Here is a 14869-nt window from a genome sequence, read left to right as displayed (position 1 = left end):
GTGAGTTTGATTCTATCTCTTGAAATCAGCTTTAAAATCAATATTCTCCGTAACACGGTAACACTGTGACTTACGATATATTCCCTGTTATTTCCTATTTACATACTGATTATGGAACTGAATCCATTCTGGTAAGACCTGTTCAAGAAGTTTCTTCGGAGGTAAAAATGCGATGCGTAAATGGTGTGTTCCTTCTTTTTGCCCGAAACCGGAACCGTTAACCGTGCATAATCCAGTAGTTTCTAATAGATTCATACAATATTCAAAATCATCGGTTCCTTTCGGTAGCTTATTCAACCGGGGAAATAAATACATCGCCCCCGTCCGACCGAAACATTCGACACCATCCATCTGCTTGAACGCTTCGCGAATCATCGTCGCTTTATCAAACAAATCTTTAAGCACTGACTCCTTCTCGGCAATAAATTGGGTATAAGGTTCACTTCCAGGTTCTGGCGGATTTACCATGAGATATACTAATAGCTGACCGACGGTATTAGAACATAAGCTTACTGACGCTTGCTTTAAGATAACTTCAGTAAATGATAGATTTGTCCCTAAAACCTTCGGTGCATTCCTGATTTCGAGATACCCACCCCGATGTCCGCATTCGCCCATAAACCCTTTCGAGGTGCTATGCAAACTAAATAGTGGAACCTGTCTCTCTCCTAAAACCTTAGCAAATGAAACAAAGCTCGCTCCATAGACATTTTCCTGATACACTTCGTCTGCAATTATAACGAGATTATGTTCTTCCGCAAAATCTATTACTTCTTTGATAGTTTGTTCATCCAGAATCGCGCCAGTGGGATTCCCCGGATTGATTACCACAATCCCTTTAACCGTGACCCCGTTTTTCTTAGCGATATTATATGATTCATCAAGGATAGCGCGATTTAATATCCATCCGTTATCTTCGTCGGGATAATAGTTAACCTGAACTCCGCCAGCTTTCTTGATTGAAGCGGAATATAGCGGATATTGCGGAGTCGGTATCATAATCCCGTCATTCTTATGTGCGATCAATAAATCAATAATATATTTTGCACTTTCACTCGCGCCGTTGCTGATAAAAATATTATCCGGATTTGAACTTAATTTACTGGTTGGCGCGAACCCGTCACGCCGATTGATAAACTGCGCTACCGCTTCTCGGACAAAATAATATCCGTTACTTTCAGAATATGCACCAAGCCCATGCCCAGTATTAACANGGAATCGTTCACTTACATCGAGAACATAATCTGAAATGAACTCAGTTGGATTTATTTCGTTAAATATACTTTTATGTTCCCGATATACTTTTTTCAGCTTTCGTTCGCGCTCGATTTTCGACCGGTCTTCAACCAGACTCACTACCTGACGGTAATAGGTTAACGGCGATTGCCCTAACGCTTGCGGGTTCCCGATGTTGCAAAAGATAACCTGTTTCCCTAGCTTTTTTAATTCTGCTGCTCGTTTCGGCAGCGGACCGCGAACCGCATATTCCATTTCAATAATATTCTGATTTGCCGTAATAGATAATGGCTGTTGCATACTCAATATTAACTCCTTGATAAGTCTAATTCTATGGTGGTTGATGGCGACGATAGTATAAGTATAATCATCGTAATCGAATATTATTCTATAAAAAATAACTGCCCGAATCCTGTCGGGTCGCACCAATTATTTTTACTGCCAGCCCAAATCATCTGCATATCCTGTTTGAACGGGTCGACTGCATTCGGAGTATCATCATCGTCCAAAGCGACCGTGAATCCGATAACCATTCCGGGTTGCGGACTCAATCTCAATTCTGACAATGGAATCCTAGCTTCGAGTATATATCCGGTAGCTTGGGCATTTTCGCCTAAATCATTCCGTTCGACGATAGCTATTTGTGCCGCAGTATCTTGCGTATCGCCGGGAGACCAGCGCCAGACAATCGGTCCATCTGGCGTATCGAAAAATCCGAATTGAAAATCATCATCGTTATATTTTGCGGTTGTATAATCACTAACCAAATCGGTATCGAAATAGATTTCTAAACCATCGCTATGATAAACTGAAGAACTCGGTTTTATGGTATTACTTCTCTTATCATCAAGGACAATCGCACTTACATAAATATTTTTATCATCCCAAAGGAGCGAAACGGTTGCGCTTCCATCGAATTTACCGAACCAATTTTCTTTCCCAACAGTAATCTGTTCAGCCCGAGTTAATCGGATTGGTATCGCATCTTTCCATTCTTCAAGATTACCATCAATAACAATATTCTGTTTCGATTTCTTGCATGGTAAATAAGCTATGGTTTTATTTAATCGCAAGGTATTTCCATCAGTTAAATAAGCGGATACTTCTAGTGAATATAATGTATCCGGTGCATCATTACTTTCTTTAATTTCAGCGAGGTACGTCCAGCCGGATTTCGCGCTAATTTCACTAAATGGAATAATCACCCGATCGAAAATGATAGTGTCCTTGAGGGAACTTAAATGAAGTTCACCGGATATCGGTGATTCCATCAGATTGTCTAATCTAATCTTAACGTTTTTCGTTCCGGTCACTAAATCTAACTCCGGATAACATTGTAATATTGCTGGTTCAGTAAGTTGAATTTCGGTTTCTACGACACCGATTAATTTACCTCCGATAATTACCTGTGCAGTTAAAATCGCAGTTTTCTTTGAAGGCAATCTAGGAGTAATCATCTGGATTCGATAAATCGGTGAACCGATTTTTTCAAGTCTGATAGGAATGATTTCTTTGGTTAACTGGATTTCAAGCGGATTAATAGCTAGTTTACATAATCCATCGAACTGCTGATTTGGTTTAATACTCTTGTTATCCAAAATCAGGGTAACTGATTTCGTTGAGCCCGGCGGGAAAACATAATTTGATTTCCCGAATTTGAATAAGGGAGTCGTAACTTGAATCGGGTCTTTCCCTGAATGAATATATATTGGCGATTCGGTTAAGGTGAATGTTACCACATTCTGTAACGGTGTTAATGTTTGTTGTGTTCCATCAGCAGCAATAATCTGGATTTCTTTCGCTCGCGTTTTAATTCCAATAGGAATCCGCCCTTTAACTGACCAGAGAACTGTGAGCAGATTATTTCCGTTTTGGAATCGATACCCTACCACTGCGGGATTCGTTGAATCAATCGAACCAAGATATTGTACGTTGTTTATTTGCTCATACATAGTTTTATACGCAATATACGCCGGTTTCGGCGACCAATCCGACCGGATGATACCGAATCGGTCTTCACTATAGGTTTCATCCGGTCCGTCAGGACCAAACCAATACCAGAATACTGCATCAACGTACCCGCTTGCTAACGAATGGAAATAGGTTCGAACCAAATAATCCGATTGCGTCTGTTCAGTAAAACCATTCGGACCGGTATGTGTTGGATATCCGATTTCAGTTATCCAAATCCGGAGCGACTTCCGATATTTCTCGGTTAGTTTCCTTGCGGCAATTAGTTTACCGACTAAATCATTTCCTTCCGGAGATACGCCAGTATAAGGGTGCAACGAAAGAACATCCATATACTGCAATCCACCGAGTTTGAATACTTCTTCAAAAAATTTCAAATCTACACCACTGGTCGCTCCAGCGAGAATAACGCAGTTCGGGTTCGCTTGTTTGCACGCTTGATATACCGTTTTTAATAATAAGAAATAATCTTTCGGGTTTGGTTCCGGTTTCCAGAATCCAGGTATATTCGGTTCATTCCAGATTTCGAAATATTTAATTTTGCCCTTAAACTTACTCACTACAGCGGTACAATACCGGGCAAACGCTTCTCGACCCTCATCGGTATACGGAGCTCGTCCATTATCATAATTCGGATTACCATAATCAAGGATGATTAACGGTTCGATTCCATGCGCTAAGGTGATTTCAACATTCTGGAGATAATTCTCTGGAAAAATAATCTTCCCTTTTTCTCGTTCCAGATTACTCCAATAGAGTTCATCGCGAATAAGTTTAATTCCCGCTTCTGCCATTAATTGACAAGTTCGTGTATGATGAGTTGTATCACCTTGCAGCGAATGCGATTGCATCGCGAAAAATGTCTTTGGGATATGACGTGGAAATTCGGCACAAATACTAATACTATATAAAAACAATAATACAACAGTAACGGAATAAATAACCCTGATTCTCATAAGATATTCTGTTAAATGGTTATATAGTGGATATCTTCATTCAAGCGTTTTTTTGTTTTCAGGTTCTTTCATTCGAACGCTGTTTAGGTCTCCCGTTTCCCTTTACACGCTTTAATACATAATCCGCAAATATATTGCGTTCCGCCCAAATGTTTAGCAAACTGTTTTAATTGAGTAAAACATTTTTGGATATCGACTCCGTTTTCAGTAATCGCTCCCGCTGGACATATCGCAATACATAACCTACATTCACTACAATCTCCTTGAAACGGATTCGCTATGGAAAGTGGTGCGTCTGTAAATATTGTTGTATACCGAACTCGTGCACCATACACTGGATGGATAATCAACCCGCTTCGTCCGAACCAACCATGTCCAGCAAGATGTGCGATTTTTCGATGTGAAATATGACCGGAAGTAGTTCCACCCCAATCAACTAACTGTGAAGCTGGTATCGGAAGTGCATGGTATCCATACGCTTGAATAATATTCGTTAGTTTAAGCGATGTATGGTCAAGAACTTGATTACAGGTTTTATAATGATGGAGATATAATTTCGTCGGTTTATCAATCAGGGATTCAATAATCCGGTCGGACAAGCGGATACCAATTGAAATCGCAAAGGGTAACCCTTGCAACGCTAATTGCACTTCCGGATGTATCATATCCGCAACTGAAGAAACATCAGCTACACTCAATAACGCTATTCCGTTATTTCGAGCAATTCTTTTTATTTCTTGGTCGAGTTCTTGGTTTTGGTTTTGGTCGGGCATACGCTGGCAGTTCTAATTCTATGTCAGCAATAAGCGGCTTGTTGAAATAGCGATTAATCTTTTCGATCAATAACGGTTTATGGTCGTTAAGTTCCTTGAACCATTCCGGTGAATTAACTTTTATATAGATTTTATCTTTTTCTATTTTCCGAAATTTACAATGTTGAGCTAATGTCGAACCAAGGATATGATGCCAACTCAATTCGATAAGTTTCGGATAAATGTTTCGCTTGAATTCTAACGTATCTATACTCTGCCAAAGGATATCGCCAATTTTAACTGGTTCATGTGCCATACTTCTCAATCTGTATAACCGTTTTTTGCAATCTGTGTATGCTATTTAAAATTCAGCCAATCGATTGACAATTTTATCTTCAACCGCAACTGCTGCTCCACGATTCGCCATATTATTGAATAAAATCGCAAACGCTACTGGCTCACCGGATTTCGTAGTCAGATATCCTGCTAACGATGATACCATTTTAATCGACCCGGTTTTCGCACGCATTCGACTACCTAATCCTTTAAACCGACTGCGTAAAGTACCATCTACTCCGGGAATAGAAAATGAATCATAATAACTCTGATGTTCCGGATGCCGATACATATATTTCAGCATTCCCACCAACTGTTCCGGAGTAACTTTATTATATGCGGATAATCCGCTACCATCAACCTGTTCAAACCCTTCTGAGTCAATTTTCGCCCGTTGCATAAGCTCTTGAACAACTTTCACACCAGCATCATAACTGCCATCCTGATATTTCACTGCTCCAACAGTTTTTAAGAGCTGTTCAGCGAAAAAATTATGGCTATTTTTATTTACTTTTTTTAGCAGTTCACCTAACGGCGGCGAGGTATAATTCGCTACCGGTTTACAATCCATATTGATTGGTGAAGGTAGCGGTTGCCGAATTTCGAGTAGGTGTCCGGTAATCTGGATACCTTTCTGTTCGAACGTCTCTTTTAGAACAGTCAAGGTATACATTGTTGGATTATCTACTGCAATATAATGAAGCGTTTCACCTGAATGTAAGGGTACACTACCGCGAAATTCAATTTGTTGACTATTGGGAATCCAATCCCAGCGGATTGATGCGCGCGTCCCTCGGTGAGCGGTAGTAATTTTATTTATAGCAGTAGCATAGTTTGTCGGCGGATTGAATCGGATAACCGCTGGGTCACCGACATTTTTCCCCGGTCTGATATAAACATCAATACAATTATCATTGAACGATAACGCTGCAACTTTCGCCGCATACCATGCATCAAGATAATCATACGACCAACCCCAGCCAAGTTCACGATTGTCGAAATAAGTCGCATCAGCTATCAAGTTCCCTTGCACTTTCCGAATTCCGGCAGCAAGTAATTGGTCAGCAAACTCTTGCGGAATTGCGAGAACATTTTTGTTTCGATACCGGCCGGAAATAGATGGGTCACCAGTACCGCGAATAATTAAATCCCCTTGTAAAACCCCATTAGAATCAATTTTCCCTTTTTGATAGATAACCGTTTTATACGTATATTGACTTCCGAGCGTATCCAGCGCAGCTGCGGAAGTGAATATTTTCATACAAGACGCTGGGATGAACGCTTTTTCGGCATTATGCGCGTAGATAACGCCATTATCTGGTCGTAATGATACGATACAGACTCCAACCTGCGCTGACCGAATTGTTCGCGAAGCGAGAATTTCATCTAAATCTTTTCTTAATTCTTTCAACCGCACGTCAGGTTTATCTACCGCAAAAACGATTGCGGTTATAGCTAAACAAAAAATGAGATTTAAAAAATAACCTATTCTCCGCATCAATCTTTTCTCCTTTTAAACGTTATAGCAATGAAAGCTTTCTAATCTGTGGTTAAAAATAGTAAAATGGAACGACTATTCTTGTCAAACGAAATGGTATAATTTAACCACCGAAACATTAAGATACCAAGACAAGTTAACCTATATGGATATAACAACGGGTTGCCGATTTGAATGAATTATGTTATAAATTAGAGGCTGCATGAGTTCTAAGTGAAGAAAAAGTATAGAATTTTCAGTACAATTATACTATTTTCTAACCTTTGTGTATTGATATCTTCGTGGTATAATATCTTTACAATAACGACGGAAATTCGGAGGTAACTTTTATGGCGGTGAAGGGATATTGTATTAATCATCCGCTAGTTAAAGCGGTTGCCCGATGTAAGAACTGCTTGAAGCCGGTATGTCGTGATTGTCAGGTAACAACTGATATGGGGATATTCTGTAGTGAAGCTTGTTATATCCAGATGAAAAATTTTATGGCTCGGCAGGGAGCGTATGAAAAGAAACCGAAATGGCATTGGGTAGTCTCTAAATGGTTACGCCGGTTAATCGGATTAGCGATACTACTTGCGATCATAGCTGCAGTCGCTTATTTTGTTCTCGGGATAACTAGCATTCAAGAAGGAATTGATTGGATTAAATCGTTATTCTAACTCAATCTGATTCAGACGGATTGATTCTGATACAAATGGATTCACTATTCGTGTGCGTCCATAACTATCCGTTTGAATCGTTTTATTTTATGGAGAATAAAGTACGAGTTCGGTTTGCGCCAAGTCCAACGGGGTATCTGCATGTTGGCGGCGCGCGAAGTGCGTTATTTAATTGGTTATTTGCTCGGCATCATCGCGGTATATTCATTCTACGCATCGAAGATACCGATGCTGCACGGTCTACAGAAGAATCAACGCGCGCGATTTTGGATAGTTTAGCCTGGCTAGGTCTCGATTTTGATGAAGGACCGTTCTTTCAGTCAGAACGAACTGCATTGTATCAAAAGTATGTACAGAAATTATTAGATGAAAATAAAGCGTATTTTTGTTTTTGTTCACCGGAATTGCTCGAAGAGAAACGCAAAAAAGCATTAGCGGCAAAACTTCCGCCGAAATATGATGGTACCTGTGCTTCCCTGACAAAAGCAGAAGCGTTAACCCGAATTGATAACGGTGAAAAAGCGGCGGTTCGGTTTCGAAAATTAGAAGGGTTCACTGACATCAACGATTTGGTACGCGGTAGAGTTACTTTTGATAATCGCGTTCTCGATGATTTTATTATTCTGCGTTCAGATGGAACGCCCGTTTATAATCTTACGGTTGTAGTTGATGATATTGAAATGAGAATAACCCACGTTATCCGCGGTGAAGAGCATCTCTCCAATACACCTCGACAGTTGATGCTATATCAAGCATTCGGTCAGCCAGCGCCATACTTCGCCCATGTGTCGGTTATCCTTGCGCCGGATAAAACGAAACTGAGCAAACGGCATGGAGCAGCGTCAGTTCTAGAATTCCGCGAGCTTGGATACCTGCCGGAAGCATTGATGAATTATCTCGCATTACTCGGTTGGGCATATGATGATAAAACCGAATTTTTCTCGAAAGAGGAGTTAATTGAAAAGTTTTCTCTTGATAAAGTATCGAAGAACCCAGCAATATTTGACCATAATAAACTTTCGTGGATGAATAGTATCTATCTTAAACGGGTTCCCCTCTCCCGATTAGAAGAGTTACTCATCCCATTACTAAAAGAGAAAGGGTATGATATTGAGAAGATCAATAAAACCTGGTTACATTCAGTTATCGAACTCGAACGACAACGGGCAAAAACAGTTAAAGATATCGCCACAAATTTCGATTACTATTTAGCTGATAAGATTACAATTGAGCCGGAAGCAGCGAAAAAACATCTTTCACCAGCAGAATCTCGAATTCTTCTTTTAATGTTAGAAACGGAATTGGATAAATTGGAACCGTATACGATAGAAAATATTGAAAAGTTATTCATTAAAATCACAACCGAAAAAGGGGTTAAACTCGGTCAACTCGTTCATCCCGCCCGAGTTGCATTAACTGGGAAAACTGTTGGTCCGGGTATCTATGAGTTGCTATTTGCTATGGGAAAAGAAACTGCGGTTAAACGAATTAAGGCAGTCCTTGAATCCAAATGAACCGAACGAGAGAGCAGATGAAATAAATTGTTTTATTTGCATTATTTCTTTCTGTATTCGCTTAATTTCGGTATTAAAAAAGAAAGGCCAGAAACAGAACCGAAATTCCATTTCCAGCCCGAATGGACAAAATTTTATTTTTATACAATAATATTATAACATACATACACATAATAAATCAAGGTTAATAGTCAATTTTTTATTCAATATCAATAAATTATAAAGCATTGATATAGTTATTGTTAAAAGAAATATTTCAAGAGGTTTATTATGAAAGCAATAACTGAATATCTTTGGTTTAATACTTCTCGAAAACGAGAATATATCAATATTACCGATGAAGTTGAGAAAGTTCTTAAAAAAAGTGGAATTAAAGAAGGATTTATTCTTGTTTCAGCGATGCATATTACTGCAGGGGTATATGTTAATGATGCGGAATCTGGTCTTATTGCTGATATTGACGATTGGTTGCAGGAATTGGCTCCAGAAGGATCGGAATATCGGCATCATCGAACCGGAGAAACTAATGGAGATGCGCATTTAAAAAGTCTTCTGATACATCATCAAGTTATTGTTCCGGTAACTAATGGTCGGTTAGACTTAGGTCCATGGCAGCAGATATATTATGCCGAGTTCGATGGGCAACGAAAAAAACGGGTTATTATCAAAGCGATTGGTGAATAATCCTTGACGAAATAAAGCGTTTTTGGGTATCTTAATTAACTGATTGCATAGCTTAAATCCAGCTAAACGATGCTTAAATAACTTAGCTGCACAACTATACCCATTAAAAAATAGGAGGTTTCAATGAATTATGGCTAAAGGTAAACAAGAGTTATTAGAATGGTTGAATAAAGCGATTGCGCGAGAAATCGGGGTTACGATTCAATATATGTGGCAGCATGTAATGGCTATCGGAATGCAGAGTCCGGAAATTAAAGATATTTTTGAAGATATTGCCATTGAAGAAATGAAACATGCGGAACAAATTGCGGAACGGTTATTTTATCTTGGTGGAACACCGACGACTAAACCAACCCCGATTAAAGTTGGTGGTTCCTTGCCAGAAATGGTAAAAGCTGATTTGGAAGCTGAAGAAGAAGCTATCGAAATGTATAAGCAGATTATAAAGCTTGCTGCGGAATCGGATGATTCAACCACCCGCCTGTTATTCGAGAAAATTCTAGCTGAAGAAGAAGGACACGCTGACCAATTCGAAACCATCCTCGGAATTAAAAAATAAACGAGACTAACATACTTTACCATTTATAGGGGTATCTCTTGAATAATGAGATACCCTTTTTTTACGTTGCCATAAAGCTTATAAATTCGACACAGTGAATAGCGCTATATTGTATAGCTCTATCTCTTCCCTATTAACACTTCTAATCCTATGTTGCCCTTTTCGCTAAATAGATAAGATGAGAAATGCCGATAACCATGACGATTAGCAGTGGAAGAATACTGGCTAGACCGTTGAGACCGAGAACGGTACCGAGATTAGCATAAAAATCGCCGGAGAGAAATTTAGGAAGGGAATAGCCGAATAATGGACTCCAGGATAATCTGCGGATAGTATCCGGTACCTGTGGGTCAACAACCGTTCCGATAACCATAAATAGGATAGAAATCATGCATAAAATATAAAGAAGATATGGTTTGAAACATTTAGATGTGTTCAATGGAATAAATGCTATCGGAATAATGAGGAACGGAATTATTGGAATCAAATGCCGCGGGCCAATCGTCCATCCACCCCACCACATATAATATGATGCGTTAAATAATAGATAGATGATGAACGCGACAAGAATAAACCGGAATTCGTTCCGTGTTTCTTGTTTTTGATAGAAATAATAGAACCCGAAAATTGATAATAGTAATAATGGATTAATAAAAAATAATCCGCGATATGCACTGAATGTTATACCAACCAGCGCATCTGCTTTAGGATACGTTATCCCAGCAATTCCTTTCGCCATCTGTTGGCGGAAGTTTTCATCTGCTACTGAGAAATAACCGAATGTAAACGGAAATCCGAAACAAAGATAATTATAATAAAATAAAACTGCTATCGGACCAACGAACCCGAGCAAAAACCATAGAATATTTCGAAATGCAGATTGCTGTGTGTAAATTGGAAAAGCATAAAAGAAAAGCACTACGACCAACAGAACCACCGGATATTCGGTTAAAATAGCTAGCCCACATAATAATCCTGAGATTAGATAACATACGTTTGATTTTTTGTATGAAATATTCTGAATTGGATGTTTCAAATTATATAGTATATAAAATGACATAAAGATAAGCGCTGCTGCTAGTTGATGTCCATAGAATAAGGTTGAATATGGAAATGCTAACGTTCCGAGACCATACCCAATAGTCAGCAGTATTGCTAGTTTCGGCTCTGTTCCCAACCGAAGTAGAAATCGGTATAAAACTATTGCAAGTAACGCTGATAGAGCGGAAATAACCAGAATTCGGATAATCACCAATTTAGTAAACCAAATTAGAAGATTAACTTGCCTATGACCAGCAAATCCCAACTGAGGTTCCATTTTTGTAAAAAGTTTCGATAACAACCAATATATCGGAACGCCAAGAAAAGCAGGAAAAGGGCCTTTATCCGAATAATAATGACCTTGATAAAATGCTTTATCCCCGGTGTTCTGGTGATACGAATCAATGCAGACTGTTCCTTGTTCGACTATAGCCATAATTAGGTCATATCTCCCCAAATCGTTCCAACTCGGCTTATGCCAAATGTAACTATAGCAAAAGAAGAACAATAAAAACAGTATTATTTCTATTCGATACTTGATCCAAATTCGTCGCATAATCAAATCAAAGTATTGCTAAGAGAATGACAAAAATTCTTCTTTACTCCATCTTATACTCTCAATTAAATTATTCTGACTAGCTCTTATACAACGGATTTAAATATACATCATACTCACCAAGCTGGTAGACAATTTGCCACTTATCTGCCTGAATTCTCTGCCACAGTTCCTTAACGCCTGGTTTGGTTATCGTATCAACTCGGTCAACTTCCGAAACCACAATATATTTAACCCAATAATATGCACATGGATACTTAAAACGTTCTTTGGGAAGCTCAGCTGAATAATATTGGGTGTCCCAACCGCTATATGCGGCAGATTGAAATAAATCGGTACTATTACATTGGAGAAATTGTTGCACGCATAACGGCGCTATGACCACGTCATTCTTTTCAGTATGTTGATTGAGATACTGCGCTAAAGCAACCGTATGGTTATTATTCCGATTGGCGAAATAATTCATTTTCGCTATAAAAACATTATTTACGCTCCGAATATCGGTTACCACACATGGGATTAACAAAATGAAAATGATTATTATCGGGGCTAATTGAATAAATTGAATGGTAAATTGTGATAAAGCTGGTATTTTTTTTATTACGTAATTTAATCGGCGATAGCATTGCTCGAGTATACCGGTAACAATATTGGCTAATCCAAGAATAATGAGTGGTAAACAAATCATTATCGGATGGAAAAATATATCAAGATAAATTCCAAGTCGAGCAACCGGAAGAATACTGATACATAGGAAAGCGAGCGCGAGATATAATCGGTATTCTCGTTTGACGAATAATAATCCAATAATTCCAAAAAACATAAAACTATCTAATAACCACAATTTCTTATATCCGGCTACGAGTAACCAGAAGTTATGCGGCGGTATACTTTCGTGTACGAACCGCCCGACAAGCATTCGCAAATCATATATTACTGATTGCCAATCTACCATTAGCATACCTAAAAAAAGCAGGATTAATGGACCTAGTGCAATACTAAGTATCAAACCGATTTTTTTCCAATCAATTTTCATCAATATCATACCGGCTGCTAGAAAAAGGATAAGTTCGAGCGCATCATAAATGGTTAATACCGATAACATAGCCGTTATTCCTGCAAAATACAAATACTTCTCTTTTCGTATACTAACATACCTAAGTAACCAATAAATAGTAAACAGAATCCAGAACATTCCCAAAGCATAGGGAAACGCCCAACGGGTATAAATTACCGACAAAGGATAAATGGCGAACAAGAAACTAGCCCATAAACCGGTTTGTTCATCACGAATTTCTTTTCCTGTAAAATAGAGTAAAATGGTCGTAGCGATCCCAGCAAGCGCTACGATAATCCGTAATGCTATCACTCCATTAGAATAAAGAACCAACGCAATCGCACTGAGCAGAAAAAACAACGGCGGATGTGGTAGATGCGGGGAGAAAAAAGTCCAGGTTACCGCTTGCATTTGTAACTTTCCATGAAGAAGATTTCTCGTAGCATTGAGATAAATACATTCATCATTATACCAGCGGGGATTTGTCTCCAAGTTCCAGAATCGGAGATAGATACTTAATCCGATAACGACCAATAAACCTAACCAGAATAACCATTTTTTCATGGCTGAGATCGAATTAATTTTCATACGGATTGATGACTCGTTTCGTTAAAATGACGGTTGAAGAAATAAAAATAAATACCAGAATAACTATTGCACCGAGTTTATAGTATCTAATCGAATCAGGAACAGTAGCTACCAACGCGAAATCCCAGAGATACATCGGATATTGAAAAAGCAAAATCAAATGTCCTAGAATCGGACTATGTTGAACTTGAAACAGTAACGCCGAAAACGGGATACCATTGGATAAGGTAGAATAGATATAGTGGTTATAAGGAAAGACAATTCCGAGAAACTGGATAATAAATCCGCATAAAAATAAAAACCAGCTAAGCATTTGGATGCGCCTAGTTTCAAGCCAATACCCGCTTAATAAAACCAACCAAGGGAGTATCGGCAATAGCAGGCGCGGTCCCCAGCACCAACCACCTTCCCAAGCAGTCCATGCAGAATAGGTAACCAAATGGGCAAGGATAATTCCATTTGCACAATAAAATAACGACCGGTCTCGGTTATATACAATTGGGATTGATGTCAGAAATAACAATAATGGCGGATTATACCAGAACAATCCTTTTCCCGGACTTAACAAAAGTCCATACAACCCAGGCAGAAAATTCCGGACTAAAGTTTGAATCCGTAAATCTAATCCATAGCCGGTAGTAAAAATGTTGCCGTAGCGGTAATAATTGTACCAGAAATAAGCGATTCCGGTTAATATTAACGGTAAGAATATTTGGATGAAGAACCGTTTACTAACCGTTGCTTTCTTTTCTTTCAAGAGTTGATATAAATACAAAAACCAAAATGGCAACGAAATCACTTCAACAATTCGAGTAAATAACGCAAAACTTATTGCAAGACTACTTATCACCAACCAATAGTTCTGTTTCCCCTGTTGAAAAAGAAATAATGTATATATCGCTCCGAAGATACATAAACCGGCTAACGGTTCAGAAAAATCATAGCGGGAATATGGCCACGCCATTGTCGCAAGTCCATAAATAGCGGTTATGAAAAACGCTATCCGTTTGTTGCGAAACAATTGATTCCCGAATGAAAATAGTAGTGTACAGGTTAAAGCAGTAATCAATACATTCGTTAGCATCGGTGCTGCTCGAGCAATTGATTCAAACTGAAATATTCCAGTCTGCTGTGCAATAAATTTCAACAATAGGTACATTGGAATAGTCACAATTGAAAATCCTAAACCATACTGCGAATGTACTACTTCAACTCCGCCGCGATATATGCCCGGTACCCGTGATTTTAAACTGCCATCTTCGACAATACTTTTTGTAACATTAAACATTATCGAACCATCAAAATAGGAATACTCTTGTGACCGACCAAAGGTAAGTAAATAGTACGATAAAAAAAAGATAAAGATTAACAGTCCATTTGATATATAATTCCGATTATGCATAGGGGATGAAAACTTTCTTGTTCTCGAACGATAACCAACCGCTTGGTCTATTCAGTTTTG

Annotated in this window: 12 protein-coding genes; 4 read left to right on the top strand and 8 right to left on the bottom strand. The window is 38.7% G+C overall.

Annotation, left to right across the window (positions count from 1 at the left end):
- Positions 1-87: 87 nt before the first annotated feature.
- The 5 genes from N3A72_02205 to dacB form a co-directional block, all read right to left on the bottom strand.
- Positions 88-1536 (bottom strand): aminotransferase class I/II-fold pyridoxal phosphate-dependent enzyme, encoded by a 1449-nt coding sequence (locus N3A72_02205; GenBank protein ID MCX7918422.1) that lies wholly within the window; start codon positions 1534-1536, stop codon positions 88-90.
- An 83-nt stretch (positions 1537-1619) separates the two neighbouring features.
- The gene (locus tag N3A72_02200; GenBank protein ID MCX7918421.1) at positions 1620-4058 is read right to left on the bottom strand and encodes a cellulase family glycosylhydrolase; all 2439 of its coding nucleotides are present in this window, start codon (positions 4056-4058) and stop codon (positions 1620-1622) included.
- A gap of 188 nt (positions 4059-4246) precedes the next feature.
- Complete coding sequence (locus N3A72_02195) at positions 4247-4936, bottom strand: hypothetical protein (GenBank protein ID MCX7918420.1); 690 nt, start codon at positions 4934-4936, stop codon at positions 4247-4249.
- Positions 4875-5231, bottom strand: coding sequence for a DUF721 domain-containing protein (locus tag N3A72_02190; protein ID MCX7918419.1), 357 nt, complete (start codon positions 5229-5231; stop codon positions 4875-4877). Before N3A72_02190 ends, N3A72_02195 begins: the two co-directional genes overlap by 62 nt.
- A gap of 45 nt (positions 5232-5276) precedes the next feature.
- Complete coding sequence (gene dacB / locus N3A72_02185; protein MCX7918418.1) at positions 5277-6749, bottom strand: D-alanyl-D-alanine carboxypeptidase/D-alanyl-D-alanine-endopeptidase; 1473 nt, start codon at positions 6747-6749, stop codon at positions 5277-5279.
- Between the two features lie 329 nt (positions 6750-7078).
- Here dacB and N3A72_02180 point away from each other — a divergent pair, with 329 nt between their 5' ends.
- The 4 genes from N3A72_02180 (at position 7079) to N3A72_02165 (ending at position 10165) form a co-directional block, all read left to right on the top strand.
- Positions 7079-7408: a hypothetical protein gene (locus N3A72_02180; GenBank protein ID MCX7918417.1), complete on the top strand. Its 330-nt coding sequence runs from the start codon at positions 7079-7081 to the stop codon at positions 7406-7408.
- An 89-nt stretch (positions 7409-7497) separates the two neighbouring features.
- Complete coding sequence (gene gltX, locus N3A72_02175) at positions 7498-8922, top strand: glutamate--tRNA ligase (GenBank protein MCX7918416.1); 1425 nt, start codon at positions 7498-7500, stop codon at positions 8920-8922.
- Between the two features lie 270 nt (positions 8923-9192).
- Entirely contained in the window at positions 9193-9606 is a 414-nt protein-coding gene (locus N3A72_02170; GenBank protein MCX7918415.1) for a secondary thiamine-phosphate synthase enzyme YjbQ, read from the top strand.
- Positions 9607-9736: 130 nt separating this feature from the next.
- Positions 9737-10165 carry a ferritin-like domain-containing protein gene (locus N3A72_02165; GenBank protein MCX7918414.1) on the top strand — a complete coding sequence of 143 codons (429 nt, stop codon included), beginning with the start codon at positions 9737-9739 and terminating at the stop codon, positions 10163-10165.
- Positions 10166-10313: 148 nt separating this feature from the next.
- On the opposite strand, the gene N3A72_02160 is transcribed toward N3A72_02165, so the two are convergent.
- The 3 genes from N3A72_02160 to N3A72_02150 all read right to left on the bottom strand — a co-directional run bounded on the left by N3A72_02160 (position 10314) and on the right by N3A72_02150 (position 14809).
- Positions 10314-11642 (bottom strand): hypothetical protein, encoded by a 1329-nt coding sequence (locus N3A72_02160; GenBank protein MCX7918413.1) that lies wholly within the window; start codon positions 11640-11642, stop codon positions 10314-10316.
- Positions 11643-11841: 199 nt separating this feature from the next.
- Entirely contained in the window at positions 11842-13407 is a 1566-nt protein-coding gene (locus N3A72_02155) for a glycosyltransferase family 39 protein (GenBank protein MCX7918412.1), read from the bottom strand.
- On the bottom strand, positions 13397-14809 hold the full coding sequence (locus N3A72_02150) for a hypothetical protein (protein MCX7918411.1): 1413 nt from the start codon (positions 14807-14809) through the stop codon (positions 13397-13399). Before N3A72_02150 ends, N3A72_02155 begins: the two co-directional genes overlap by 11 nt.
- Positions 14810-14869: the final 60 nt, after the last annotated feature.

This window comes from bacterium, assembly GCA_026416715.1.
GTDB lineage: Bacteria > UBP4 > UBA4092 > JAOAEQ01 > JAOAEQ01 > JAOAEQ01.
The sequence above is the reverse complement of the archived record's forward strand: the minus strand, read 5'-3'. Positions and strand labels throughout refer to the sequence as shown.